Origin of the sequence: Hydrocarboniphaga sp. (assembly GCF_965279055.1) — a bacterium.
Classification (GTDB): Bacteria; Pseudomonadota; Gammaproteobacteria; order Nevskiales; family Nevskiaceae; genus Hydrocarboniphaga.
The window spans coordinates 1263411-1286812 of sequence record NZ_OZ257125.1; the positions used below are offsets into that span (position 1 = coordinate 1263411).

27 protein-coding genes are annotated in these 23402 nt (G+C 62.9%); 12 read left to right on the forward strand and 15 right to left on the reverse strand.

The window, feature by feature from the left end:
• Positions 1-78: 78 nt before the first annotated feature.
• The 7 genes from ACQZF9_RS05850 (at position 79) to ACQZF9_RS05880 (ending at position 4841) form a co-directional block, all read left to right on the forward strand.
• Positions 79-468, forward strand: coding sequence for a flagellar protein FlaG (locus ACQZF9_RS05850; protein WP_428312317.1), 390 nt, complete (start codon positions 79-81; stop codon positions 466-468).
• A 29-nt stretch (positions 469-497) separates the two neighbouring features.
• Positions 498-1832: a flagellar filament capping protein FliD gene (gene fliD, locus ACQZF9_RS05855; protein WP_428312318.1), complete on the forward strand. Its 1335-nt coding sequence runs from the start codon at positions 498-500 to the stop codon at positions 1830-1832.
• Positions 1833-1950: 118 nt separating this feature from the next.
• Positions 1951-2349, forward strand: coding sequence for a flagellar export chaperone FliS (gene fliS / locus ACQZF9_RS05860; RefSeq protein ID WP_428312319.1), 399 nt, complete (start codon positions 1951-1953; stop codon positions 2347-2349).
• Positions 2350-2401: 52 nt separating this feature from the next.
• Positions 2402-2938 (forward strand): PilZ domain-containing protein, encoded by a 537-nt coding sequence (locus ACQZF9_RS05865; protein WP_428312320.1) that lies wholly within the window; start codon positions 2402-2404, stop codon positions 2936-2938.
• 104 nt (positions 2939-3042) lie between these two features.
• Complete coding sequence (locus ACQZF9_RS05870; protein WP_428312321.1) at positions 3043-3468, forward strand: hypothetical protein; 426 nt, start codon at positions 3043-3045, stop codon at positions 3466-3468.
• Positions 3469-3472: 4 nt separating this feature from the next.
• Complete coding sequence (locus tag ACQZF9_RS05875; protein ID WP_428312322.1) at positions 3473-3697, forward strand: helix-turn-helix transcriptional regulator; 225 nt, start codon at positions 3473-3475, stop codon at positions 3695-3697.
• A gap of 190 nt (positions 3698-3887) precedes the next feature.
• A complete protein-coding gene (locus ACQZF9_RS05880; protein ID WP_428312323.1) occupies positions 3888-4841 on the forward strand; it encodes a spermidine synthase in 954 nt (317 codons plus the stop codon).
• A gap of 104 nt (positions 4842-4945) precedes the next feature.
• On the opposite strand, the gene ACQZF9_RS05885 is transcribed toward ACQZF9_RS05880, so the two are convergent.
• From ACQZF9_RS05885 to ACQZF9_RS05895, 3 genes are all read right to left on the reverse strand, one after another.
• Entirely contained in the window at positions 4946-5398 is a 453-nt protein-coding gene (locus ACQZF9_RS05885; protein WP_428312324.1) for an oxidoreductase, read from the reverse strand.
• Between the two features lie 96 nt (positions 5399-5494).
• Positions 5495-5860, reverse strand: a complete 366-nt coding sequence (locus ACQZF9_RS05890) for a bleomycin resistance protein (RefSeq protein WP_428312325.1) — start codon at positions 5858-5860, stop codon at positions 5495-5497.
• Positions 5861-5914: 54 nt separating this feature from the next.
• Positions 5915-6562, reverse strand: a complete 648-nt coding sequence (locus ACQZF9_RS05895) for a TetR/AcrR family transcriptional regulator (RefSeq protein ID WP_428312326.1) — start codon at positions 6560-6562, stop codon at positions 5915-5917.
• A gap of 111 nt (positions 6563-6673) precedes the next feature.
• Between ACQZF9_RS05895 and ACQZF9_RS05900 the strand changes: the two genes are divergently transcribed.
• Together ACQZF9_RS05900 and ACQZF9_RS05905 are read left to right on the forward strand one after the other, a co-directional pair.
• Complete coding sequence (locus ACQZF9_RS05900) at positions 6674-8350, forward strand: alpha/beta hydrolase-fold protein (RefSeq protein ID WP_428312327.1); 1677 nt, start codon at positions 6674-6676, stop codon at positions 8348-8350.
• Between the two features lie 73 nt (positions 8351-8423).
• The gene (locus ACQZF9_RS05905) at positions 8424-10628 is read left to right on the forward strand and encodes a TonB-dependent receptor (RefSeq protein WP_428312328.1); all 2205 of its coding nucleotides are present in this window, start codon (positions 8424-8426) and stop codon (positions 10626-10628) included.
• Here the strand turns inward: ACQZF9_RS05905 and ACQZF9_RS05910 are convergent.
• The gene (locus ACQZF9_RS05910) at positions 10619-11038 is read right to left on the reverse strand and encodes a hypothetical protein (protein WP_428312329.1); all 420 of its coding nucleotides are present in this window, start codon (positions 11036-11038) and stop codon (positions 10619-10621) included. The genes ACQZF9_RS05905 and ACQZF9_RS05910 overlap by 10 nt on opposite strands.
• Before the next feature lie 524 nt (positions 11039-11562).
• Here ACQZF9_RS05910 and ACQZF9_RS05915 point away from each other — a divergent pair.
• Positions 11563-11835 (forward strand): BrnT family toxin, encoded by a 273-nt coding sequence (locus ACQZF9_RS05915; protein WP_428312330.1) that lies wholly within the window; start codon positions 11563-11565, stop codon positions 11833-11835.
• Complete coding sequence (locus ACQZF9_RS05920) at positions 11795-12079, forward strand: BrnA antitoxin family protein (protein ID WP_428312331.1); 285 nt, start codon at positions 11795-11797, stop codon at positions 12077-12079. The genes ACQZF9_RS05915 and ACQZF9_RS05920 overlap by 41 nt, the downstream gene beginning before the upstream one ends.
• Positions 12080-12323: 244 nt before the next feature.
• On the opposite strand, the gene ACQZF9_RS05925 is transcribed toward ACQZF9_RS05920, so the two are convergent.
• The 11 genes from ACQZF9_RS05925 to ACQZF9_RS05975 all read right to left on the reverse strand — a co-directional run bounded on the left by ACQZF9_RS05925 (position 12324) and on the right by ACQZF9_RS05975 (position 21005).
• Positions 12324-12683, reverse strand: coding sequence for a hypothetical protein (locus tag ACQZF9_RS05925; protein WP_428312332.1), 360 nt, complete (start codon positions 12681-12683; stop codon positions 12324-12326).
• Between the two features lie 208 nt (positions 12684-12891).
• On the reverse strand, positions 12892-14424 hold the full coding sequence (locus tag ACQZF9_RS05930; RefSeq protein ID WP_428309586.1) for a transposase: 1533 nt from the start codon (positions 14422-14424) through the stop codon (positions 12892-12894).
• A 137-nt stretch (positions 14425-14561) separates the two neighbouring features.
• Positions 14562-14927 carry a hypothetical protein gene (locus ACQZF9_RS05935; protein WP_428312333.1) on the reverse strand — a complete coding sequence of 122 codons (366 nt, stop codon included), beginning with the start codon at positions 14925-14927 and terminating at the stop codon, positions 14562-14564.
• A gap of 57 nt (positions 14928-14984) precedes the next feature.
• Positions 14985-15374, reverse strand: a complete 390-nt coding sequence (locus ACQZF9_RS05940; protein WP_428312334.1) for a hypothetical protein — start codon at positions 15372-15374, stop codon at positions 14985-14987.
• A 170-nt stretch (positions 15375-15544) separates the two neighbouring features.
• Positions 15545-17077 (reverse strand): transposase, encoded by a 1533-nt coding sequence (locus tag ACQZF9_RS05945; RefSeq protein ID WP_428312335.1) that lies wholly within the window; start codon positions 17075-17077, stop codon positions 15545-15547.
• Between the two features lie 67 nt (positions 17078-17144).
• The gene (locus ACQZF9_RS05950; RefSeq protein ID WP_428312336.1) at positions 17145-17291 is read right to left on the reverse strand and encodes a hypothetical protein; all 147 of its coding nucleotides are present in this window, start codon (positions 17289-17291) and stop codon (positions 17145-17147) included.
• Positions 17288-17590 (reverse strand): DUF3658 domain-containing protein, encoded by a 303-nt coding sequence (locus tag ACQZF9_RS05955; RefSeq protein WP_428312337.1) that lies wholly within the window; start codon positions 17588-17590, stop codon positions 17288-17290. Before ACQZF9_RS05955 ends, ACQZF9_RS05950 begins: the two co-directional genes overlap by 4 nt.
• Positions 17591-17657: 67 nt before the next feature.
• Positions 17658-18203 (reverse strand): restriction endonuclease, encoded by a 546-nt coding sequence (locus ACQZF9_RS05960; RefSeq protein WP_428312338.1) that lies wholly within the window; start codon positions 18201-18203, stop codon positions 17658-17660.
• Positions 18204-18377: 174 nt separating this feature from the next.
• Positions 18378-19910, reverse strand: a complete 1533-nt coding sequence (locus tag ACQZF9_RS05965; RefSeq protein WP_428312339.1) for a transposase — start codon at positions 19908-19910, stop codon at positions 18378-18380.
• A gap of 143 nt (positions 19911-20053) precedes the next feature.
• A complete protein-coding gene (locus tag ACQZF9_RS05970) occupies positions 20054-20554 on the reverse strand; it encodes a hypothetical protein (protein ID WP_428312340.1) in 501 nt (166 codons plus the stop codon).
• 109 nt (positions 20555-20663) lie between these two features.
• Positions 20664-21005 (reverse strand): hypothetical protein, encoded by a 342-nt coding sequence (locus tag ACQZF9_RS05975; protein WP_428312341.1) that lies wholly within the window; start codon positions 21003-21005, stop codon positions 20664-20666.
• Between the two features lie 236 nt (positions 21006-21241).
• Here ACQZF9_RS05975 and flhA point away from each other — a divergent pair, with 236 nt between their 5' ends.
• Positions 21242-23287, forward strand: coding sequence for a flagellar biosynthesis protein FlhA (gene flhA, locus ACQZF9_RS05980; protein ID WP_428313378.1), 2046 nt, complete (start codon positions 21242-21244; stop codon positions 23285-23287).
• Positions 23288-23402 lie beyond the last annotated feature (115 nt).

Genomic DNA, 23402 nt, shown 5'->3' on the forward strand with positions numbered 1-23402 from the left:
AGGGGCTGGCCAGCCCGGTCTCTCGCCGCCGCCGGGTCACCGACCTGGTTCTGAACAGCCGAACAGGGACGCGCAGCCATGCTCGTCAATCCCATCGCCGCCCCGGCATCGACGCCCGTCGATGCCGGGGCGCGCGTCGTTGCGCCGGTGGCGGCGACACATAAAGTCGGCGCCATCGACGACGGCAGCGCACAGCAGCAGCGCCAGGAATCCGGCGCCAGGGAACCATCGGCGGCGGACCGCGAGACGCTGCAGGCCGCGGCCGATACGCTCAACGAACACTACATGCTCCGCAAGGCGGAGCTGCATTTTCACGTCGACGACGAGAGCCATCGCCTCGTCGTCACCATTCTCGATGCCCGCGACGGCACGCTGATCCGTCAGCTGCCGAGCGAAGAGGCGCTACGTCTAGCACAGGCCTTGCAGCACGAGCTCAAGGAACCCGCCTTGCTCCGGCAAACCGCCTGAGCGCGAGCGCAACGGACCCAAAGACCGCCATGGCAACCAGCACCATCACCTCATCCGGTCTCGGCTCCGGCCTGGACGTCGACGCGCTCGTCACCAAGCTGATCTCCTCCGAGCGCAGCGTGCAGGACACGCGCCTGACCACGCTGGAGACCAAGACCAATACGCAGATTTCGGCGCTGGGCTCGCTGCAGTCGGCAATGGGTACGCTGCAGACCGCGCTGACCGCGCTGACCTCCGGCGGAGACCTGAGCAAGCGCTCGGTGAGCAGTTCGGCGACCGGCATATTGACCGCGACCGCGGCCAAGACCGCGCATGCGGGCAGCACGCAGATCGAGGTGCTGTCGCTGGCGCGTGCGCAGAAGCTGGGCTCGGATTCGTTTGCCTCCAGCAGCGCGCTGGTCGGCGCCGGCGACATGTCGTTTACCGTCGGAAGCAAATCCTTCACCGTGTCGGCGACCGCGACGACCACGGTGTCGCAGCTGCGCGACGCGATCAACAAGGCCACCGACAATGTCGGCGTCAGCGCCAACCTGGTCGCCGACGACACCGGCGTGCGCATGGTGCTGACCGCCGCCAATACCGGCACCGCCAATGCGGTCACCGTGAACACCTCGCTGACCAGTTTCAGCGAACTGCAGGGCGCCACCGATTCGCAGATCAAGGTCGACGGCTACACCCGCACCAGCGCCTACAACCACATCGCCAACGTCACCGACGGCGTCAGCATCGACCTGGTGTCGGCCGCGGTCGGCACCAAGGTCACGCTCAGCGTCAGCAACGACAACAGCGCGGCGGCCAGTGCCGTGAGCAATTTCGTCGACGCCTACAACACGCTGCAAAGCACTTACGCGACGCTGACCGCCTACAACGCCTCCACCGAAACCGGCGGCGCGCTGATGGGCGATGCCAGCGTGCGCTCGCTGATGCAGCAGATGCGCACGATGCTCAGCATCAACAGCGACACCGGCACCTATCGATCGCTGAACTCGATCGGCGTGACCACCGATGTCACCGGCAAGCTGACGCTGAACGCCGTCACGCTGGCCGATGCCCTGGTCACCGATACCGATTCGGTGGCCAACCTGTTTGGTTCCACCACCGGTCTGGCGACGACGATGAACAAGACCGTGCAGGGCTATCTGGATACCAGCGGCCCGATCGCATCGCGGCTCGACGCGCTGGACAAGACCATCACCAAGATCGCCGACGACCGCACCGCGCTCGACGAGAAAATGACCAAGAAGGAAGACCTGTACCGCAGCCAGTTCAACTCGCTGGATTCCATCGTCAGCAAGTACAAGAACGTGGCTTCGTATCTGGACCAGATGGACAACGAGCGCTACAACCAGAAGTCCAACAGCTGAGCCGTCGCGCATCGCGAGGCTGATTCAAAGCGATACGAAACGCGTAGAAAAACCCTACAGTTTTGCCGCTTTGCGCCGATGTTTAAGTCATCAACGACGCACCACCAGGTCCATCGAAATGGCTTCTTCCTACGCATCGGCGGCGCGCATGCGCTACTACAACGACACCGCTTCGGCTTCGATCGCCGACGAGGCCAGCCCGCACCGCCTGATCTCGATGCTCTACGACGGCGTGCTCGAACGCCTGGCCATCGCACGCGCGGCGATCGCGCGCCACGACGTCGTCACCAAGCTGCGCTCGATCAATGGCGCGATGCAGATCATCGAGCATCTGCGCGTGGTGCTGGATCACAAGGCCGGCGGCAGTCTCGCCGAGCGTCTCGACGCGCTCTACGATTACATGCTGCGCCGCATGACCCAGGCCAACGCCGTCAACGACGCCGATGCACTGGCCGAGGTCTCCGGCCTGGTGATGACCATCAAGAGCGGCTGGGACCAGATCGGCCCGGCGCACTGAGCACGCCGGCATCGCGCCTACAATGACGGCCCCGGCCCAGGAGCACCACGCGATGTCCGACACAAGCGATGCCACGCTGAGTTATCGCGTGGAGGCGCCGATCCGCTGGTTGCCGGTGGCCGGCGACTTCAATGCCGCGGAACTCGAACACGCCGCCGAAATGAACCAGCGCGTGCTGGCGCAGATCGCGCAGTTCGAAGAGCGCGGCGCGACCATCGACCAGCCGACGCCGCAGGACGTCGAGATCCAGCGCCTGCATGCCAAGCTCGACCTGCTGCTGTCGGCGCTCGCCGAACTCGCGCCGCGCTTTCTTGATCGGCCGCCGCGCAAGCCGCTGCGCCTGTCGTGGAGCGGCCTGCGCTGGCCGCGCGATGCCGACACTGCTGCAGAAGGCGGGCAGGGCTGGATCGAGCTGCATCTGCACCCGATCGTGCTGCAGCCGCTGCGCTGGCCGGCGCGGATGCTGGCCGGCGATGCCACGGAGGCCGAAGCACATTTCCTGTCCACCAACGAAGCCGCACAGCTGTCGCTGGAGCGCTACGTGTTCCAGCAGCACCGGCGCGCGGTGGCGGCGGCAAGACGCATCTGACGCGGATCGGCACGCGTCGTATCGATGTCTGCTGAAGTTGACGTGATGTAATGTAAAACGTACATTCAGCTCGCTGCCGAATCCGGCGATTGCGAGTACCCGCCATGTCGTTCCGCGAAAAAGCCGCCTGGATGTGTCTGCTCGACACGGTGTTCGTCTGGGGCGCGTACTTCGTCTACGTTTTTCACCTGGTCGCCGACGGCCGCTACGAGACCACGGGTACCTTGCCGGTGTTCATCGGCGCGGTCGCCTTGAGCGTGCTGGTGAATGGCTTCTACGCGATGCTGACGGCGGCCAAGGCGCGGCGCGAGCCCAAGGACGAGCGCGATGTCGCGATCGAATCACGCTCGTTCCGCTACGCCTACCACCTGCTGCTGATCTCGCTGGCCGTGGTGATCTTCACGCCGATGTTCTGGTGGCCGGCGTCGCTGGCGCTGGCATTGAAAACCGAGTTGCTGCTGCTGTGTTTCTGCGCCGCCGAAGCCGCCAAGTTCGCGACGCGCGTCGTCGGCTACCGGCTCGGCAGCTGAGCTGATGGCCGCGCCCAAAGCCCCGACCATCCGCAACCAGATCCGTCGCCTGCGCTTCGAGAACGGCGAACTCACCCAGCAGCAACTCGCCGACCAGGTCGGCGTCACGCGCCAGACCATCATCGCGCTGGAGGGCGACAAGTACGCGCCGTCGCTGGAGCTGGCGTTTCGTATCGCGGCGGCGTTCGGCCAGCCGCTGGAGCAGGTCTTCCAGTACCGCAAGCCCTGACCCGCGGCTGCGTCCCTCGATACGCCGCAAGCGGCTACTCGGGAGGAACGGGCTTTTTGTCGCGATTTCGTTGTCCACGACCCTCCGTTCGTCCCGAGTAGCGGGCTTGCCCGCGTATCGAGGGAGCGGACCGCCCTTGCACCAAGCCAACCTGAAGATGCCGCGCTGCTATGCTTCGCGCCGAAATCGCATGATCCCCGCCGTGGTCAAAAAACTCATCGCCAACAGGAAGCCGGCTGCCGCCGAAGCCGAGGCTACCGCGCCGGTGCCGCGCGCGCGGCGCAAATCCGCCGGCAGACACAAGGACTGGTTCGAGATTCCCGGCGAGTACTTCGGCGAGAACGGCGTGATCCGTGTGCTCGAATCCTCCGACGTGGATCTGGGTTCATTGCTCGAAAGCTTTCGCGAAAAAACCTATACCAAGCCCTTCGTCGTCGACGACGGCGAAACCCGGCGGCTGCATTTCGACCTGCGCTACGTGCAGAGCGCGATGACGATCAAGCAGCCCGACGAGCTGCTGTTCGCGTACACGCAGAGCATGATGGCCTTCCTGCTGTTCGCGCCGAGCCCGCGGCATGTCGTCGTCGTCGGCCTCGGCGGCGGCTCGCTGACGCGCTATTGCTACAAGCAACTGCCGCGTGCGCGCATCACCACCATCGAGATCGACGAGCACGTGATCGCGCTGTGCGAGATGTTCGAGCTGCCGCCGCCGGACCGTCGCAACCTGCTGTTGCGTGCCGACGCGGTCGAGTATTTCGCCACCACCGACGAGTTCGCCGACGTGGTGCTGATCGACGCCTGCGACGCCAAGGGCGTTGCGCCGGCGTTCTGCAAGCCGGCGTTCTACCGCCAGCTGCGCGAGCGCCTGAGCCCGCGCGGCGTCGCCGTTATCAACCTGATCGGCATCGAGGATCGCGTGGAGCTGATGCAGCGCATGGTGTCGCGCGCCTTCGACGGCCATTGCCTGAGCCTGAAAGTCAAAGGCGGCAACCAGCTGCTGTTCGCGTTCAACGAGCCCGACTTCGACCCGGACTGGGACGGCATCAAACGCCGCGCCGAGATCCTGGAATCACGCACGCAGATCGAGTTCGTGTCACTCGCCCGCAGGCTCAAGCGCAGCTGGAAGCGCGACGGCGTCGGCTGAGCCCCCGCTGCGTTCCTTGGCGCCGCGCTCTCGATGGATGCCGGGCCGGAAGTGCTTGCCGGGGCGCAGTGCTCCCTGATCTTGGCTGACCCGACCGTCGGCGTTCACTCCATCGGCCCGTTCAACGACCAGCGGGGAATGCGCAGCTTGTCCGGCACATCGTCGGCGGATCGCGGATAGCCAGCCATGCTCGCCGTCGTGGCCCACGCAAAGTAGTCGTGCAGTGCGCGTCGCAGCGCGAGGTCTTCAATTGCGACATCGCTCATCGCGCTGTCGAAGCAACGGATAGCGCGTCGATCCATCTCCTCGTGTGGCCCGTGACCGCTGTGCATTCGAACGACGGATGACTCGGAGCCATACTGCTGGCTGTAGGTAGAAGGGCCGCCCCAGGCCTCGGCCCAATAGGCGGCCAGCCGCTCGGTGTGCTGCGGATGAAATCCGTGGCTGAAGGCATGCGCCACGATCTCGTCGGCCAGCACGCGCTCGTGCCATGCGTGAGCCAGCTTCAACACCGCAGCGGCGCCGCCGAGCAGCTCGTATAGGCTTTGTTCCGGCATCTGGACTTCCTCGGCGCAGTTCATCCTCGTTGCTTGAGTCGTACGGCCCAACGGTCCAAAGGCGCGAGTCTTCGCACACCCCTCTGTATGGAAACCTCAGGCGTCGGTGTTTTCATAGAACGTCACCAGGTTTCCATCGGGGTCGAGGATCGCGAACTCCTTGGTTCCCCATGGCTTGCTCGTCAACGGCGCATTCGCATGCACGATGCCGTGGCTCGCGCATTGGGTATGTAGGGCTTCGATTGCCTGGACTTCAATCCTGCAGCTCGTTGCCTCTGCAATGCGCCGCTGCGTGCAGGCCCAGAAGTGAATTTCTACGGGCCCGTTGGAGACGATGCCGTACTCACCCTGGGCGACATGTACTTTGCCGAAACCCAGCTTCGAGGCGAAGAACTCCGCACTTCGTTCGATGTCGAGCGAGGCCAGAACCGGCGTTGCGGAGATGAACCGGGTGGTGCTCATGTCGACACTGCTGTGTGGTTCACGATCGGTGACGGTGTGCGGACCAGCGTCAGCTCAGCCGGCCGGGCTTTTGAGCGCGATGGCGGTGAATATTTCCATCAGATCACGCGCTTTCACAAATTGACGGTGGGTCTGGAACTGAACCGTCGACAGGCCGTTGATCTGCGCCACGAGGTGCGCCGCCACGGTGGTGGCGGGGCCGCGCAGCTGCTGGCCTTCTTCCAGCACCGAGTCGCGCACGAATCCGGCAAACCGCTCCACCACTTCATTTGAGACCTGCAACAGCTTCTCCTCGATATCCGGCCGGCTCAAGGCAATGGTCTGGACCACGAAGAACAGACCCTCGGCGTAGCGAGGCTTGTCCGGAGCCTGGCCCTCGGCCGTGAGCCGGGCCAGCGTCTCCAGGTTACGGCGCAACGGCGCACCGGACGTCATGCGGGCCCCGATCTGCTGCAGCAGATCGGCGATGACTTTCTTCCACAGTTCGAAGAACAGGTTCTGCTTGTCGCCGAACAGCCAGTACACCGGCATGCGTGAGACCCCGGCGTATTCCGCTACCTCGTCCAAGGTCAGAGACTCGTAGCCCTTCTTGCAGAAGGTGACCCAGGCGCCTTCCAGGATCGCCTCGGTCTTGAGCTCGCGCTGCGCCTCGCGCGACAGGCGCGGCGAGCGGGGTTTTGCAGATTTTGCGCCGGCCTTCATCGTGAGGTTCCTTCCTACTATTGCCCGGGTTCGCCGTCAGTGTACAGTGACCACATATATACATCACGTATATATGTACGGTATAACTATAAAACACCGAGCCGAGACCCCATGCACGCCGCCGCCGCCCGAACGCTGCAGTCCCCCGAAGCCTCTGCGCTTGCACGACCGACGCTGCCGGCGGGCGTGGTCTACGCTGATGAAGCGGTGTTGCGTCTCGACCGCACCGAGGCGGTGATGGTCGCGGGCCGGCGCTGCCTGGTGGCCATGCCCGCCGCCTATGCACGCAAACCGCGCCGGAGCTTCCCCCTGGTCCTGACGCTGGACGCCGACGGCGCCATCGGCTCGGCCATCGAGATCGCCCGCCTGATGACCGACACCGGCGAGGTGCGCGACAGCCTGGTGGTGGGCCTGCGCGTCGAACAGGCCGACCGCCTGGACGTGCCCGCGTTCGCGCGCTTCCTGGCCGACACCCTGCTGCCCGCGCTGCGCCAGCGCTACCGCGTGGCAGATGGCGCGGTCGCTCTCAGCGACACCGCGCTGGAGGGCCGCGCCGCCTTGCTGCTGCTGATGCAGTCACCGCCGGGCATCGACCACTACATCGTCGGCAATCCGGATGGCGTCTTTGCCCGAACCCTGCTGGACACCACGCCCGCGCAGGCCCGCAGCACGGCAAAACGCAGCCTGTCTCTGTCCGGCGCCGGCGCCGCACCGCTCGACCTGGCCGAGCGCATTGGCCGGGCGTTCGGGAGCTCGCTACGGGTGAACGTCCAGGGTTTCGACAGCGTGTCCGCCGCTGGCGCCGTTGTGCCGGCGCTCGCTTTTGGCCTGTTCAAGGCGCTGCCCACCGGCAAGGAATACGCCCAGGGCATCACCGTGCTGGGCCAGCCCTTGCTGGTGCGCACGCTGGAGTTGCTGGTCCCGTTGCTTCGGCGCTTCGCCCCGGCGCCGGCGCCGCGCGTGGACACTCGCTACCTGTGGCGAGCCGAACGCATGGAGCGCGACTTCGAGGTGTTCATCTCGCTGCCGCCGGAACTGGTCACCGATGGTTCGCGCCGCTACCCGCTGCTGGTGGCACTGGACGCCAATATCGAGTTCGCCACCGTCGCCGAGACCGCCGCGCGCCTGGCGCGGGCAGGGCAGGTGCAGGATCTGATCGTGGTCGGCATCGGCACGCCGCGCGCCGAGGGCCATGTCGCATTCGGCTACCGGCGCTTCGAGGAACTCTCGCCACCGCTCGGCACCTACCGCTTGCAGGATTCGCTAGGCCGCGTCTTCCGTGCGCTGTACGCGATGCGCGGGCGCGAGGCAGCCGAGCGCCTCGGCAGGGCGCCGGCATTCTTCGACTTCATCACCCAGGATCTGCTGCCCGCGCTCGCTCTCAAGCTGCCGGTGGACCCGGAGCGCCTGGGCCTGCTCGGCCACTCGGCCGCGGGCACCTTCACCGGCTACGCGCTGCGCCAGCCGCACTCGCCGTTTCGCCGCTATGCCTCGATCAGCCCGGGCGTTGCCATCAGCGGCGACTGGCTGCTGCAGCAGGACTGGCGCGATCCGCAGATCCCGCCCTCGCAACTCGTGGCGGTGCTGGGCGAGGCGGAGAAAACCAACGCCTTCAACCTCTGTGCCGGTATCCCGAACACCGAGGCATTCGCCGCGCGCGTGGCGCTGAACCCGGCGATCAAGGTCAGCACGGCCTGCTTCGCCGACGAGACGCACTCGAGCGTGTTCCCGCTCGCCTGCGCCAATGCCCTGCTCACGCTCTACCCGCGCGACGAGCGCGCTGGATGACCGCTGTCCGCTGACACAACCGAGAGGTGACCGGCAGTGCCAGGTCACCCGTATTCGCAAGGAGAATTCAACGATGAAACAAGTTCTGCTGATTTCCGCTCTGCTGGCCGGCGCGCTGCTGCCTGCCGCCCGCGCCGAGGACGCTGCGCCCGCATCACCCCAATCGCCCGAGGCGGTCGCGAGCTACGACACCATCCCGCTGCCGCCGCGCGAGCCCGAGGCAGTGCCTGCCCAAGAGACGCCCGACGAGCCCTTGCAGGAGGTGGTCGTGACCGCGCGCAAGCGCGAGGAGCGCCTGCAGGACGTGCCGGTGTCGGTGAGCGCCATCAGCGGCCAGACGCTGGAAGAAAAGCAGATCACGCAGGCCAAGGACATCGCCGCGATCGTGCCCAGCCTCAACATCACCTCGGACTCGGTGTCGCGCTCCTTCATCGACATCCGCGGCGTCGGCACCACGCTGATCGACTCGGTCCAGCCGGGTGTGGGCATCTTCATCGACGGCGTCTACGTGCCGAACACCTCGTACCTCAACAGCCCGCTGGTGGACGTGGAGCGCATCGAGGTGCTGCGGGGTCCGCAGGGCACGCTGTTCGGGCAGAACACGCTGGGCGGCGCGATCAACATCCTGACCAAGCAGCCGACCGATGAATTCGCCGGCAAGCTCAGCGCCGCCGGCGCCGACGGCGATCACTACCAGAACTACGCCCTGAGTGTGAGCGGCCCGCTGGTCGAAGGCGTGCTGCGCGGCCGCCTGGGAGCGGCGTATCAAAAGCAGGATGGATTCCTGGTCAACACCCTGGCCGGCGGCTACGCCAACCCGCTCAAGCAGGAGACGGTGAACGGCTCGCTCGGCTACGAGCCCGCCGAGATCGCGCGCTTCACCCTCAACGCCTACTTCAACCGCGTGTCTGGCGGCAACGTGCCGTATTCGATCGTCGACGGCCCGCGCGACTACACGCGTGAGGTGAGGACCAACGAGCGGAGCCTGGCCACCCTGGAATACGCCGGCGCCAGCCTCAAGAGCGAGGTCGACGTTAAGCCCATCAACACCACCATGACCCTGATCACCGCCTACGACACGCGCGACGGCGAGCAGTCCGGCGATGGCGACTTCGGCCCGGTGGACCTGTTCCGCACCGCGTCACTCGACACCACGTTCCGCACCCGAACCGCGGAAGTGCGCTTCGACACCGCCTGGAGCGATACCTGGTCATCGCTGTTCGGCGTGTTCGCCAACCGCAACGTCTACCAGGGCGTCGGCGTCAGCAACGTCTCGCTGATTCCGGGCGTGCCGGTGCCGGTGGCGGCCGACGCGCGCAACCAGACCGAGGTGTTCGCCGTCTACGGCACCGCGTTCTGGAACCTCAGCGAGACCATCGAGGCCACCGCCGGCATGCGCTACGACTACCAGAAGGTCGTCGCGACCGGCGACATCGAGGGCCAGATCAAGGCCACGGAGTGGGAGCCGAGAGTCACGCTGAGCAAGAAGTGGACGGGCGAGGTGATGACCTACGCCTCGATCTCGCGCGGATTCCGCGGCGGCGGCGCCAATCCGCCGGGCGCGCCCAACCCCACCTACGTCGGTGACTCGGTGTGGACTTACGAGATCGGCACCAAGCTGGCGCTGTTCGATCAGCGCCTGGTGCTCGACGCTGCCGCGTTCTACAACGACTACGACAATTACATCGGCCAGAACGCGCTCGCCCCGGGGCCCGGCGGGGTCGGCGTGATCGCCATCAACCTCAACACCGGCAAGGTGAGCAGCCCGGGCGTCGAAGCCGCCATGAATGCGCGCCTGACCAAGCGGTGGTCGGCGACGCTGGGCGGGTCGTACATCCACGCGCGCGTCACCGATGGCTCGGGCTACGAGGAGGTGGTCGGCAAGCCGCTGCCGTCCAACCGCATCCTGTTCCTGCCCGACTGGAGCGGCTACACCAGCACCAGCTACTGGTGGGAGCTGTTCGGCAACCGCCTGGTTGCGGACATCGGCCTGACCTACAAGGGCAAGCGCAACGGCAGCACCACCGATCCGGATTCGATCCCGCGGCTGCAGGCCTATCAGCTGCTCAATGCCTCGCTGACGTATCGCGCGGCGAACTGGGAGTTCGCGATCTACGGCAGCAACCTGACCGACGAGGACTACTTCCAGACCTACATCGACAAGTCCCTGCTCCAAGACGCGCTGGGCCCCATCGCCCTGATCCCGGGCGTGGCCAACAACCTCGGCATCGTCGGCGACGGCCGCCGCGTCGGTGCGCGGCTCGGCTTCTACTTCTGATCCGCAGGCCGGGATGTCGCCAGAACCTTCGATCGTGTGAGCCGCCAGGCAAGGTAGCCTGCGGCGACCCCATCGTAAGAAAGACAGAAGGCCGGCCACCAGCCGGGCACACCCGGATTCGAGATGAAGGCGCCATGCGCGAAATCGAAAATCCCGTGCAGGAACAACGCCGCAACCACGAGCCACAGCGAGCCTTTGAAACCAGCCACGGACAAGCCAAGGAATACCGCCATAACGGCGGACTCAAGCAACAGCGAGTGGATGGAGCCTCCGACGACGGCGAACAACGCGTAATAGGAGGCGATGACGACCATCACCGTCGGGTAAAAGGCCCGGTCCTTGTCGAAGCCAACCAAGGTGGCGAACAGCCCGACGACCAGGGCGATGACGGCTCCGACTGCATATTCCAAAAGCTTGGCCTCTGAATTTTGTCGTTGACGGGGGGGCGGTGCCCTGCGAGGGCTACCGATTAGCTCACCGGTGGCGAAGTAGGCAGGCTGCAAAAAAAAGCTGACGGCACGGCTGTCTCCGTTTCCCAGATGGTCCATGCAAGAGCAACGCACCCGATCAAGGCAGCTGTCGTGCAGCTGAGTTTTCCTCTGAACGCAGGCGTTCGCATCGCTTCCAGCTCTGGCCGGCTTTTAGAAAAACGTTCGAGCGCCCGCCCGAACTGACAGAAAAGCCGAAGCCCATACGCTTACATCAATTCTGGCGCGCTCGACTTCAACGAGCCGATCGGAACTCGCGCAGGCCTGGTTTCTCGCCTGATTTTCAGTGCCCGATTTCATTTTTTTGTACAGCCTCAACGCCAAGCTTCAGCCGCGGATTTGCCGCAGCAGGCGGAGGCAGATACGTCGGGCTCAGCGCCTGGTTAGGCCTGCGCTGGCCATTACAAGAGTTGTCTGCCAGAATAAACGCATATACGATAAATGGCATGGCTTACGATCCCGCCAAGCGGAAGAAGAACCAGCGCAAGCACGAAATTGACTTGGCTGAGTGTGAACCCGTTTTCGACGAGCCGATGCTCACCCGTGAAGACACTCGCGAAGAGTACGGCGAGCAACGCCTGGTGAGCTTGGGCTGGTTGAGGGGGCGGGTTGTACTGCTGGTATGGACCGACCGAGATGACGGGCCCCGAATGATTTCATGCAGAGAGGCAGAACCCCATGAGCAAAAAGCGTACTTTCGAGCGTACCCCCCAGGCTGACGTGCCTTATGACGCAAAGGACAAAGCTGCCGTCCTGTCGTACTGGGATAGCGCGACAGCTCACCGTGGCGTAGCCGAACTGCGGGCCAAGCGCGGACGCCCGTCGAAAGCCGAAGACGAGCGCAAAGTGCAGATTGCGCTGCGCCTTGATGCTGATGTGCTCGCTTGGTATCGCGGACTCGGTGCCGGCTGGCAGACGCGAATGAATGCAGTGCTAAAGGCATATCGGGACGCGACCGTCTGAGGTGCTTTTTAGGCCCAACGGGGCTGTAAAAAAACGTTCGAGTGCGCGCCCGAACTGCCAGAAAAGCGGAAACCTATACGCCAATACCCTACGTTAAATTCCGGCGTACTCGACTTCAACGAGCCGATCAGAACTCGCGCCGGCTTGGTTTTTCGCTCGATTTTCAGTGCCCGATTTCATTTTTGTACAGCCTCAACGTTTGACTTAAGCGGACCGCCGCAGGCGGGTCCGCTTGAAGGAAGGGTTAGGCGTCGCCATTCGCGGGCCCTCCGTATGGCTCTTCATTTGTGCTGTCGATCGCGACACGCTCTGTCCCGCACATTGGGCAGTACGAGGCAATGGGAGTGCGCAGTGGCTTGCCGCAGCTACGGCAAGGCGGACCATACAAGCTGAGGCGATGATGAAAGAGTGCATTGGCATTTGTCTCTTGGAAGCCCGTAAGCTCAGCGTACACACGCAAAGCCTCTCGACCAAAGCCTTTTGAGTTGGCTTCTGCTAGTGAGGAATTATTTTCTTCGCGATACCGCTTGATCTGCTCAATGGCACCCGTTAAGTGCGGCGACATCTGCGCCCACTCTTCTTCCGTGAGCATCGGAATTTCCATGCGGCAGCGCCAGCAATAGACGGTATGAGGCATTTGTGACGCCTAACGAGGCTGTAGAAAAACAGCCGAGACCGACTCGGCTGTGCAAGCCGACGACTTGCCTGAGCTGTTCGTGGATAGAAAACGCTGCAGCGTCACGAGCCGTCGCCTGGGGTGTGGAGGGTCTGTGCTGACGATACTGCGAGTTGGCAGGCTTTCCAAGAGCCATTCAAGGCGCTTTGCCTCTGAGCTTCTCGACGTTGTGGACGATGGCGAAGAGTTTCCATTGCGCATCCACCTTGCGCCTGGATCGAAGTGTGAATCGACGTAGGCCCTTGGTGTGCAGGTTGCCGAAGACCGGCTCGACGATGCCGAGCCGACGGCTGTACAGCAGCCGGCCTTCACGCGTATCGATTCGGGCCTTCATCGCCTTGGTCTGCGGGTGCGTCTCTTTCACTTTGCTGCCGTCGAAGAAGGTGATCTGACGACACGGACTCACATCCGGCTTGCGCATGCACTTCGCTTTTAAAGAGCAGGCCTGGCACATCGCGCGCGTGCCTTCGAAGCCGACACCGCGACGGCCCCTGATCACGATATTGACCGTCTTCAGTTTGAGCTGCTTTCCATTCGGACAGATGCAAGTCTGCCGATTGGCGTCATAGATAAAATCGGCTCGACCAAACCACTTCGATCGATGCTCGCCGGGCTGGCGCTGTTTCTCGATCGGCTTGTGCTGCCAGGCTTCCGCGAAACGCGGATCGCGTGACCGGAAGCCGGTATCGGCGATCAGCGCGTCGACCTGATCGTCGGCCAGTCGCTGCAGCGTGGCTTCGGAGTGATAGCCGGAGTCGGTCAGCACCGTCGCATCCGCCAGGGGATCAGCGCTCCCGATCGCGCTGAAGTCGCTGCGCAGCGCCTGCAGCACCTCCGGCAATAGTCCATTCTCCTGGCCGATTCCGAAGGCACTGGCCTGCACGATGACCTGTGCCTTGGCATCGACGGCGGCGACGCCGGTATAGCCCTGCACGACGCCGTGACTGGTCTTCATCGTCGCCGAGTCGTTGTCGGTGATGTTCGACTTCAGCGGTTCACCCTTGCGATTGGTCTTCTCCGGATGAGTCGCCAGCCACTCACGCAGCTTGTTGCTGTTGCGCGTCAGGGTTTCGATCTGCTGCTGTTCGCGCTGGGTCAGCGTGTCGGTGTTCTGGCCGGCATCCTGGCGGCGATGCGTGTCGAGCATGTGCGCGATGGCACGGTCGATCTTTTCGATTTTCTTCGCCATGTCGGCCCGCGTGCCGCTCAGGCTGCGAGAGGCGTTCGACGGAAGCTTGCAACCATCGACGGCAAACAACGCTTTGCCGATCAGGCCCTGCTCGTCACACACCAGCAGCACGTTGCGGAACACCGAGGTGATCTCGTCCGGCAGCTTCGCCACGAAGGAGGCGATGGTCGTGAAGTGCGGCTGTGTGTCGCCTGACAGCGCCATGAAGACCACGTTCTCGCGACAGGCCCGCTCGATGTCGCGGCTCGATGTCAGCCCGCGGGCATAGCCGAACAACACGATCTTCAACAGCACACCCGGGTGATACGCCGCGGCGCCGACCTCATCGTTGCAGTAACGCGCATCGAAGACCGTCAGATCGATCTCGTGATCGACCAGCCAGTTCAGCGCGTACTCGAAAGTGCCGGGAACAATCTGCTCGGCAAAGCTCACCGGCAGCAGCTTCGAGAGGTGTTGATCAACCGGCTTGTAGCGTGCCATTTCCGCTCTCCTTTCGTCGCGAAAGACGCAGCGGGATGTGTGCCAGATTTAGGGTTTTTCTACAGCCTCAACGCCGAGCTTAACCCGCGGCCGCGCCGGAGCGCAGCGGAGGCGTGGACGTCGGGTTGAAGCTCTGGTTAGCGCTCACTGCCCACCCACTGACGGATCCATTTTCTTGAAGCCAGAAGAACAGAAAAATTTACGGCCACATAGCAAGCAAGCAACACTAGACCGACGAGATAAGGATGCCCTTTATTGGAAGATGCGTTCTCCGCGCGGGTGATCAAGTACCCGCCGGCAGGAAATGCCCAATACATGACGAGCAATGCGATGAGTGCGAATGCCACCCAGAACGCGAAGATGCTCAGTGTGCCAATGGCACCGAATATGACGATGGCCTTGGGGGAACCTCCCCACCACCAAACGGTAACCAAGGCTTGAACCGGCGGCAGCATCAGCACTATGAGTTCCGCTGCAGCCAAGAAGCGAATTGCCGTTTCCATGCGCTAACGCATAGTTAACGCGCGGCCCGTTTACGGGCCGTCGCGTTGAACGCCGTGTTAGCCCGCATACTCATTCCAACGAGTGGTGGGGTTGTTGCGAGCGAACTTCACGGCCTTTTTCAACCTCTCGACGGTTAGTCGCTGATTATTCTTGAGCCAGTTTTCAAGCTCCGCACCTGACAATGATTCATTCGATTGACGCGCGAGCCAAGATACAAACAGTTGACGCGTTGAGAAAGTACGCCTCTGGACCGATGGTTTCCAACCCCACGACACAAGCTCTTGATCGGTGCCAATTGTTGAGTCCATAGATTCATCGTAAATATAGATGCCTTCGTGGAAGCGAAGACCAACGCCACAGTATTCTTTGTGCCAGAACGTAATTATTAAACCGCCTTCCAGTATTGCGGCGACTTCTTGGGCCAGCTCGATGCCTACGTCTTTCATAGGGCTAACGAGGCTGTAGAAAAACAGCCGAGACCGCCTCGACTGAGCAAGCCGACGATTTGCCTGAGCTGTTCGTGGATAGAAAGCGCTGCAGCGTCACGAGCCGTCGCCTGGGGTGTGGGAGGTCTGTGCTGACGATACTGCGAGTTGGCAGGCTTTCCAAGTGCCGTTCAAGGCGCTTTGCCTCTGAGCTTCTCGACGTTGTGGACGATGGCAAAGAGTTTCCATTGCGCATCCACCTTGCGCCGGGATCGAAGTGTGAATCGCCGTAGGCCCTTGGTGTGCAGGTTGCCGAAGACCGGCTCGACGATGCCGAGCCGACGGCTGTACAGCAGCCGGCCTTCACGCGTGTCGATTCGGGCCTTCATCGCCTTGGTCTGCGGGTGCGTCTCCGTCACCTTGCTGCCGTCGAAGAAGGTGATCTGACGACATGGGCTCACATCCGGCTTGCGCATGCACTTCGCTTTTAGAGAGCAGGCCTGGCACATCGCGCGCGTGCCTTCGAAGCCGACACCGCGACGGCCCCTGATCACGATATTGACCGTCTTCAGTTTGAGCTGCTTTCCATTCGGACAGATGCAAGTCCGCCGATTGGCGTCATAGATAAAATCGGCTCGACCAAACCACTTCGATCGATGCTCGCCGGGCTTGCGCTGTTTCTCGATCGGCTTGTGCTGCCAGGCTTCCGCGAAACGCGGATCGCGTGACCGGAAGCCGGTATCGGCGATCAGCGCGTCGACCTGATCGTCGGCCAGTCGCTGCAGCGTGGCTTCGGAGTGATAGCCGGAGTCGGTCAGCACCGTCGCATCCGCCAGGGGATCAGCGCTCCCGATCGCGCTGAAGTCGCTGCGCAGCGCCTGCAGCACATCCGGCAATAGTCCGTTCTCCTGGCCGATTCCGAAGGCACTGGCCTGCACGATGACCTGTGCCTTGGCATCGACGGCGGCGACGCCGGTATAGCCCTGCACGACACCGTGACTGGTTTTCATCGTGGCCGAGTCGTTGTCGGTGATGTTCGACTTCAGCGGCTCACCCTTGCGATTGGTCTTCTCCGGATGGGTCGCCAGCCATTCGCGCAGCTTGTTGCTGTTGCGCGTCAGGGTTTCGATCTGCTGCTGTTCACGCTGGGTCAGCGTGTCGGTGTTCTGGCCGGCGTCCTGGCGACGGTGTGTATCGAGCATGTGGGCGATGGCGCGGTCGATTTTGTCGATCTTCCTGGCCATGTCGGCCCGCGTGCCGCTCAAGCTGCGGGAAGCATTCGACGGAAGCTTGCACCCATCGACGGCAAACAACTCCTTGCCGATAAGTCCTTGTTCGTCGCAAACCAGCAGCACGTTGCGGAACACCGACGTGATCTCACCCGGCAGCTTCGACACAAACGCGGCGATCGTCGTGAAGTGTGGCTGCGTGTCGCCTGACAATGCCATGAAGACGACGTTCTCGCGGCAGGCCCGCTCGATGTCGCGGCTCGATGTCAGACCTCGGGCATAGCCGAACAACACGATCTTCAGCAGCACGCCTGGGTGATACGCCGCGGCGCCGACTTCATCGTTGCAGTAGCGCGCATCGAAGACAGAGAGATCGATCTGGTTTTCGACTAACCAGTTCAGCGCGTACTCGAAGGTGCCGGGGACAATCTGCTCGGCAAAATTCACTGGCAGCATCTTCGAGAGATGTTGATCAACCGGCTTGTAGCGCGCCATTTCCGCTCTCCTTTCGTTGCAAAAGAAACAGCGGAATATGTGCCAGATTTAGCGTTTTTCTACAGCCTCAACGCCCCAGCTCACCGGAGGCGGCGTAGCCGACTTCCGGTGCAGCGCCTAGTTGGACCGCGCTCTGGTTGATGAAGAGCCAAGCATGGAAAGCAAGCGCCGCTTCTTTGCTGCTGTTTCTCATGCTGTTGCTTGGTTTGATCATGCTTTGCCTCGCCTCACTTCACTCCACCGCATGGACTCCAAGTTGCCCGTTGCCTCAAGTGTGCCTTTACCTACCAGGATTCTTACGCGCTCCGCATAGTAGAGATCGGGAATGCCGCGAACGCGATCTTTTTGGGTGGACATGCTCATGCCCACCAGATAAGCGACCTTTCGCCACATGGGCGAAGCATGGACCATCAGCTCCGCATCGATGCTGGCGACTTGCTCCGAGCTTAAAGCAGCTACTCTCTCTTTCTCTTCGGTCGAGAGTGGCCGATCAGGTTGTGAGTCGCTTTCCATTTTTCAGGTCCAACGCACGTAGCTAACGCGCGGGCCGGCTTTATGGCCCGTCGCGTTGAGCGCCTGGTTAGGGCTCATTGCTCGCAAGCCCAAGCGCTTTCAATGTGTACTCACCGAATCGTTCGGACACCAAGCTCATATGCGTGTCATGGTGCCACCAGCCAACATACTCAGGAATATTGGCGAATGGCGGCGGCGGTGTTTCAGGACCAGCGCTCTTGGTAAACCAAGAACTGCTACCGGCGGCTAGTTGTATAAGCGCTATACCGTGGGCATCCGCGTACTCAATGGCGCCAGATTGAAATCCCGACACCGAGAACAACATGCCCTTATGTGCCCCTGTTGAGGATACTTTGGAGTGTAGAACCTGCACATCTTGGCGCTCAACCTTCCGCTTGTGATGCTTGCACTCAATGAGAACAACAAAGTCAGCGCCCAAAGCTCTGAACCTAGCGACCACATCGATGATGTACTCGCCGCCGAAACCGATAACTGGTTCAAGGTGACTCGACTCATAGCTTGGAATGGAAGCTCCAGAGGCGTCGAGGATGCCTTTTACCGCCAGTTCGAACTCGCGCGGTGATATCGACAGCGGTTCCTTAATGAAAGGCATTTTTGAGCCCTAACGAGGCTGTAGAAAAACAGCCGTGACCGTCTCGGCTGTGCAAGCCGACGACTGCCTGAGCTGTTCGTGGATAGAAAACGCTGCAGCGTCACGAGCCGTCGCCTGGGGTGTGGAGGGTCTGTGCTGACGATACTGCGAGTCGGCAGGCTTTCCAAGAGCCATTCAAGGCGCTTTGCCTCTGAGCTTCTCGACGTTGTGGACGATGGCGAAGAGTTTCCATTGCGCATCCACCTTGCGTCGGGATCGAAGTGTGAATCGTCGCAGGCCCTTGGTGTGCAGGTTGCCGAAGACCGGCTCGACGATGCCGAGCCGACGGCTATAGAGCAGCCGTCCCTCGCGAGTGTCGATCCGAGCGCGCATTGCCTTGGTCTGCGGATGAATCTCCTTCACCTTGCTGCCATCGAAGAAGGTGATCTGGCGATACGGACTCACGTCTGGCTTGCGCATGCACTTCGCCTTCAGCGGACAGGCCTGACACATCGCACGCGTGCCCTCGAAGTTGACGCCACGGCGCCCCTTGATCACCGCGTTCGCAGTGCTCAGTTTCAGCAGCTTTCCATTCGGACAGATGCAAGTCTGCCGATTGGCGTCATAGATAAAATCGGCTCGACCAAACCACTTCGATCGATGCTCGCCGGGCTGGCGCTGCTTCTCGATCGGCTTGTGCTGCCAGGCTTCCGCGAAACGCGGATCGCGTGAACGGAAGCCGGTATCGGCGATCAGCGCGTCGACCTGATCGTCGGCCAATCGCTGCAGCGTGGCTTCGGAGTGATAGCCGGAGTCGGTCAGCACCGTCGCATCCGCCAGGGGATCAGCGCTCCCGATCGCGCTGAAGTCGCTGCGCAGCGCCTGCAGCACCTCCGGCAATAGTCCATTCTCCTGGCCGATTCCGAAGGCACTGGCCTGCACGATGACCTGTGCCTTGGCATCGACGGCGGCGACGCCGGTATAGCCCTGCACGACGCCGTGACTGGTCTTCATCGTCGCCGAGTCGTTGTCGGTGATGTTCGACTTCAGCGGTTCACCCTTGCGATTGGTCTTCTCCGGATGAGTCGCCAGCCACTCACGCAGCTTGTTGCTGTTGCGCGTCAGGGTTTCGATCTGCTGCTGTTCGCGCTGGGTCAGCGTGTCGGTGTTCTGGCCGGCATCCTGGCGGCGATGCGTGTCGAGCATGTGCGCGATGGCACGGTCGATCTTTTCGATTTTCTTCGCCATGTCGGCCCGCGTGCCGCTCAGGCTGCGAGAGGCGTTCGACGGCAGCTTGCAACCATCGACGGCAAACAACGCTTTGCCGATCAGCCCCTGTTCGTCACACACCAGCAGCACGTTGCGGAACACGGAGGTGATCTCGCCCGGCAGCTTCGCCACGAATGAGGCGATGGTCGTGAAGTGCGGCTGTGTGTCGCCCGACAGCGCCATGAACACCACGTTCTCGCGGCAGGCCCGCTCGATGTCGCGGCTCGATGTCAGGCCGCGGGCGTAGCCGAACAATACGATCTTCAACAGCACACCCGGGTGATACGCCGCTGCGCCGACCTCATCGTTGCAGTAACGCGCATCGAAGACCGTCAGATCGATCTCGTGATCGACCAGCCAGTTCAGCGCGTACTCGAAAGTGCCGGGAACAATCTGCTCGGCAAAGCTCACCGGCAGCAGCTTCGAGAGGTGTTGATCAACCGGCTTGTAGCGTGCCATCTCCGCTCTCCTTTCGTCGCGAAAGAAGCAGCGGGATGTGTGCCAGATTTAGGGTTTTTCTACAGCCTCAACGCTCTAGCTCAGGCGCGGATTTGCCGTAGCGAAGCGAAGGCAAATACGTCGCCTGGAGCGCATTGTTGGGCCTAGCGCTTGGGAACGATGCGGCGAACGCTACGCATAACGCTGGCGTAAGCATATGGAGACTCCTCTGATAACGTTCCCGCGGCCTGCATGTTGAATGCAAGCATGACGGTGCAATCCGCTGTTGTGTGATCTAAGCACTCTTTGATGAAGTAAGTTGCATAGATAGCAAGAGAGCGGTCTGCTGAAACTACGGCATAACGCTCGGAGCCCTCTGAAACCACACAGACCCACGACCAGCCAAATGCTTTGACAATTTGGTTGCCCCAGACGATGCCGAGGGCTAGAGCAACCTCAACGGGGTCTTGCGTCTTGGGCATTAACTTGGCGAGTAGCCCGCGACGTTTGTTTTGCCACGCGTCGACATAAACGTCGATGGCTTTGACGAGGTCCTTTGGCTCGACGGCCTCTGGAAGCCCCAACAGTTGAAGTCCCATCCGATTGAAGCTCGTGAACTCAGAGAGTTCTTCGCTATCCAGTGCGCGTTCGCTGATATCGCTCATCTGTTCTCTTGGGCCCAACGCCAATTAGTTGGAACAATATATTCGCCACCCGGATAGATTCCTATCTGCATATGCTGGTACTCCGGTGACGGGTATATAGATGTGCGGGTTAGCTGACGATGCGGCCTTCGAGTCCCAGCGCCCTCGCCGAAGCGTAGCTCATCTGCCATAGCTTTCGCTGTTGCTGCCAGAGGGCACCCGCGGCCTTTGCCTGTTGCCGGAGTTCGGTCTCGGCGTAGTCGATGCGGACCAGCACGGCCTGGCTGGCTTTCATCGTGGCGGGCGGGCCGGGGTCCCACGGCAGTTCTTCTTCCACCAGCTCGACGGTCTTGAACCGGCGGTGGCTGTCCGGGTCGTAGCGGTAGCGCACCGCCAGCAAGCGCTCGCCGTATTTGGCCAGCAGCTTCTTGGTGCCGTTGTCGCCGGGGCGCAGGGTCAGGCGGGTTTTCATGGGCTTACATTTGCCGGCGTCAGGGGATGGCGGAGAACTTGCCGTGCGCTGGGGGCGGGCGTTGTGAATCGGCGCACGGAGCGCTTGTGCGGGAGCGAGCCCTCTCCCGGCGCTTCGCGCCACCCTCTCCCGCACGCGGGAGAGGGGCAACAGGCGCTGCTGGATAGTGAAAGGCGCCGCCCCTGGAACACGGCTTGTAAGAGCCGGGCGTGAACAACAAACCCTCCGTCTTCCAAATGTTCCGTGCCGGGGCCTCCAGTGGCCTGGGTGCGCCCATCGTGTTGCTGGCGATCCTGGCGATGATGGTGGTGCCGCTGCCACTGTTCATCCTCGATCTGCTGTTCACCTTCAACCTGGCGCTGTCGATCGTCATCGTGCTCGCGGTGATCTACGTGCTGCGGCCGATGGAGTTCTCGTCGTTCCCGACGGTGCTGCTGATGGCGACGCTGCTGCGCCTGGCGCTGAACGTGGCCTCGACGCGCGTCGTGCTGCTGCACGGCCACGAGGGCACGCACGCGGCCGGCAAGGTGATCGAGGCCTTCGGCAACTTCGTCATCGGCGGGCATTACACGGTCGGTTTCATCGTCTTCATGATCCTGACCATCATCAACTTCGTCGTCGTCACCAAGGGCGCCGAGCGTGTCTCCGAGGTCAGCGCGCGATTTGTTCTTGACGCTCTGCCCGGCAAACAGATGGCGATCGACGCCGACATGAACGCCGGTTTGTTGACGCGCGACGAAGCCAAGGCGCGTCGCGACGAGGTTCGCGAGGAGGCCGACTTCTACGGCTCCATGGATGGCGCGTCCAAGTTCGTGCGCGGCGACGCCGTCGCCGGCCTGCTGGTGCTGGGCATCAACATCATCGGCGGCCTGCTGATCGGCACGCTGGAGCACGGCATGGCGATCGGCGAGGCCGCCAAGAATTACACGCTGCTGGCGATCGGCGACGGCCTGGTCGCGCAGGTGCCGTCGCTGCTGCTGAGCACGGCGGTGGCGATGCTGGTGACGCGCATGTCCAAGAGCCAGGACATGAGCAAGCAGCTCGCCGGCCAGATCTTCGGCCAGGCGCGTGCGCTGGGCATCGCCGCGGTGGTCATGGGTCTGCTCGGCATGATCCCCGGCATGCCCAATTTCGTGTTCCTGGGCCTGTCGGCCGGCTGCGCCTATCTGGCCTGGCGCATGAGCAAGGGCCGCGCCGATTCGATGGCCGCCGCCGCCGAAGCCGCGCCGCCGCCGGCCGCGCCGAACAAGCCGGCCGAGCTCACCTGGGAAGACGTCGCCGCCGAAGATTCGCTGGGCCTGGAGGTCGGCTACCGGCTGATCCCGCTGGTCGACGCCAAGCAGGGCGGCGAGCTGATGGCGCGGATCAAGGGCGTGCGCAAGAAACTCACGCAGGACCTGGGCTTTCTGATCGCGCCGGTGCACATCCGCGACAACCTCGAACTGGCACCCAACGGCTACCGCGTGACGCTCAACGGCGTGCCTTTGGCCACCGGCTCGGTGCACGCCGACAAGTTCATGGCACTGGATTCCGGCCGAGCGCTCGGCCCCGTCGTCGGCATCGCCGGCAAGGACCCGACCTTCGGCCTGGACGCGACCTGGATCGAACGCGGCGGCCGCGATCACGCGCAGTCGCTGGGTTATACGGTGGTCGATCCGGCGACGGTGATCGCCACGCATCTGTCGCACTTGGTCGGCAGCCACGCCGCCGAACTGTTCGGCCACGACGAGGCGCAGGCGCTGCTCGCGAATCTCGCCAAGACCTCGCCCAAGCTCAGCGAAGACCTGGTGCCGAAGGCGATGAGCATGGCGATCTTCGTCAAGGTGCTGAAGAGCCTACTCGCCGATCGCGTGCCGATCCGCGCGTTCCGCTCGATCGCCGAAGCGCTCGCCGAAGTCGCGCCCAAGTCGCAGGACCCGGTGGTGCTGGCCTCGGCGGTGCGCGTCGCGCTCGGCCGCCAGATCGTGCAGGACATCAACGGCATGGACGCCGAGCTGCCGGCGTACACGCTGGCGCCGGCGCTGGAGCGCGTGCTGCAGGACAGCCTCGCCACCGGCAGTGTCGCGCTGGAGCCGGGCCTGGCCGAACGCATGCAGCAGTCGATCGCCGACGGCGTGCAGCGCCAGGCCGCGATCGGCCAGCCGGCGGTGCTGCTGGTGCCGGGCCCGCTGCGGCCGCTGCTGGCGCGTTTCGTCCGCCAGACGGTGCCGGACCTGCATGTGCTGGCCTACAACGAGGTGCCGGAAACCAAGCGCGTGCGCTTGCTTGGCGCGATGGGCTGAGTCTTTTGCTTGCCTCTCCCTTCGGGAGAGGCCGGTGCGTAGCGCCGGGTGAGGGCGTTGCAGCGTGGTGCAATCTTCGAGTCCCTCACCCGGCCCTTCGGGCCACCCTCTCCCG

What these genes read in the sequence shown, in the direction of transcription:
- ACQZF9_RS05850 (WP_428312317.1), top strand. Translation starts at nt 79, where the DNA reads ATGCTCGTCAATCCCATCGCCGCCCCGGCATCGACGCCCGTCGATGCC.
- fliD (WP_428312318.1), top strand. Translation starts at nt 498, where the DNA reads ATGGCAACCAGCACCATCACCTCATCCGGTCTCGGCTCCGGCCTGGAC.
- fliS (WP_428312319.1), top strand. Translation starts at nt 1,951, where the DNA reads ATGGCTTCTTCCTACGCATCGGCGGCGCGCATGCGCTACTACAACGAC.
- ACQZF9_RS05865 (WP_428312320.1), top strand. Translation starts at nt 2,402, where the DNA reads ATGTCCGACACAAGCGATGCCACGCTGAGTTATCGCGTGGAGGCGCCG.
- ACQZF9_RS05870 (WP_428312321.1), top strand. Translation starts at nt 3,043, where the DNA reads ATGTCGTTCCGCGAAAAAGCCGCCTGGATGTGTCTGCTCGACACGGTG.
- ACQZF9_RS05875 (WP_428312322.1), top strand. Translation starts at nt 3,473, where the DNA reads ATGGCCGCGCCCAAAGCCCCGACCATCCGCAACCAGATCCGTCGCCTG.
- ACQZF9_RS05880 (WP_428312323.1), top strand. Translation starts at nt 3,888, where the DNA reads ATGATCCCCGCCGTGGTCAAAAAACTCATCGCCAACAGGAAGCCGGCT.
- ACQZF9_RS05885 (WP_428312324.1), bottom strand. Translation starts at nt 5,398, where the DNA reads ATGCCGGAACAAAGCCTATACGAGCTGCTCGGCGGCGCCGCTGCGGTG.
- ACQZF9_RS05890 (WP_428312325.1), bottom strand. Translation starts at nt 5,860, where the DNA reads ATGAGCACCACCCGGTTCATCTCCGCAACGCCGGTTCTGGCCTCGCTC.
- ACQZF9_RS05895 (WP_428312326.1), bottom strand. Translation starts at nt 6,562, where the DNA reads ATGAAGGCCGGCGCAAAATCTGCAAAACCCCGCTCGCCGCGCCTGTCG.
- ACQZF9_RS05900 (WP_428312327.1), top strand. Translation starts at nt 6,674, where the DNA reads ATGCACGCCGCCGCCGCCCGAACGCTGCAGTCCCCCGAAGCCTCTGCG.
- ACQZF9_RS05905 (WP_428312328.1), top strand. Translation starts at nt 8,424, where the DNA reads ATGAAACAAGTTCTGCTGATTTCCGCTCTGCTGGCCGGCGCGCTGCTG.
- ACQZF9_RS05915 (WP_428312330.1), top strand. Translation starts at nt 11,563, where the DNA reads ATGGCTTACGATCCCGCCAAGCGGAAGAAGAACCAGCGCAAGCACGAA.
- ACQZF9_RS05920 (WP_428312331.1), top strand. Translation starts at nt 11,795, where the DNA reads ATGAGCAAAAAGCGTACTTTCGAGCGTACCCCCCAGGCTGACGTGCCT.
- ACQZF9_RS05925 (WP_428312332.1), bottom strand. Translation starts at nt 12,683, where the DNA reads ATGGAAATTCCGATGCTCACGGAAGAAGAGTGGGCGCAGATGTCGCCG.
- ACQZF9_RS05930 (WP_428309586.1), bottom strand. Translation starts at nt 14,424, where the DNA reads ATGGCACGCTACAAGCCGGTTGATCAACACCTCTCGAAGCTGCTGCCG.
- ACQZF9_RS05935 (WP_428312333.1), bottom strand. Translation starts at nt 14,927, where the DNA reads ATGGAAACGGCAATTCGCTTCTTGGCTGCAGCGGAACTCATAGTGCTG.
- ACQZF9_RS05940 (WP_428312334.1), bottom strand. Translation starts at nt 15,374, where the DNA reads ATGAAAGACGTAGGCATCGAGCTGGCCCAAGAAGTCGCCGCAATACTG.
- ACQZF9_RS05945 (WP_428312335.1), bottom strand. Translation starts at nt 17,077, where the DNA reads ATGGCGCGCTACAAGCCGGTTGATCAACATCTCTCGAAGATGCTGCCA.
- ACQZF9_RS05950 (WP_428312336.1), bottom strand. Translation starts at nt 17,291, where the DNA reads ATGATCAAACCAAGCAACAGCATGAGAAACAGCAGCAAAGAAGCGGCG.
- ACQZF9_RS05955 (WP_428312337.1), bottom strand. Translation starts at nt 17,590, where the DNA reads ATGGAAAGCGACTCACAACCTGATCGGCCACTCTCGACCGAAGAGAAA.
- ACQZF9_RS05960 (WP_428312338.1), bottom strand. Translation starts at nt 18,203, where the DNA reads ATGCCTTTCATTAAGGAACCGCTGTCGATATCACCGCGCGAGTTCGAA.
- ACQZF9_RS05965 (WP_428312339.1), bottom strand. Translation starts at nt 19,910, where the DNA reads ATGGCACGCTACAAGCCGGTTGATCAACACCTCTCGAAGCTGCTGCCG.
- ACQZF9_RS05970 (WP_428312340.1), bottom strand. Translation starts at nt 20,554, where the DNA reads ATGAGCGATATCAGCGAACGCGCACTGGATAGCGAAGAACTCTCTGAG.
- ACQZF9_RS05975 (WP_428312341.1), bottom strand. Translation starts at nt 21,005, where the DNA reads ATGAAAACCCGCCTGACCCTGCGCCCCGGCGACAACGGCACCAAGAAG.
- flhA (WP_428313378.1), top strand. Translation starts at nt 21,242, where the DNA reads ATGTTCCGTGCCGGGGCCTCCAGTGGCCTGGGTGCGCCCATCGTGTTG.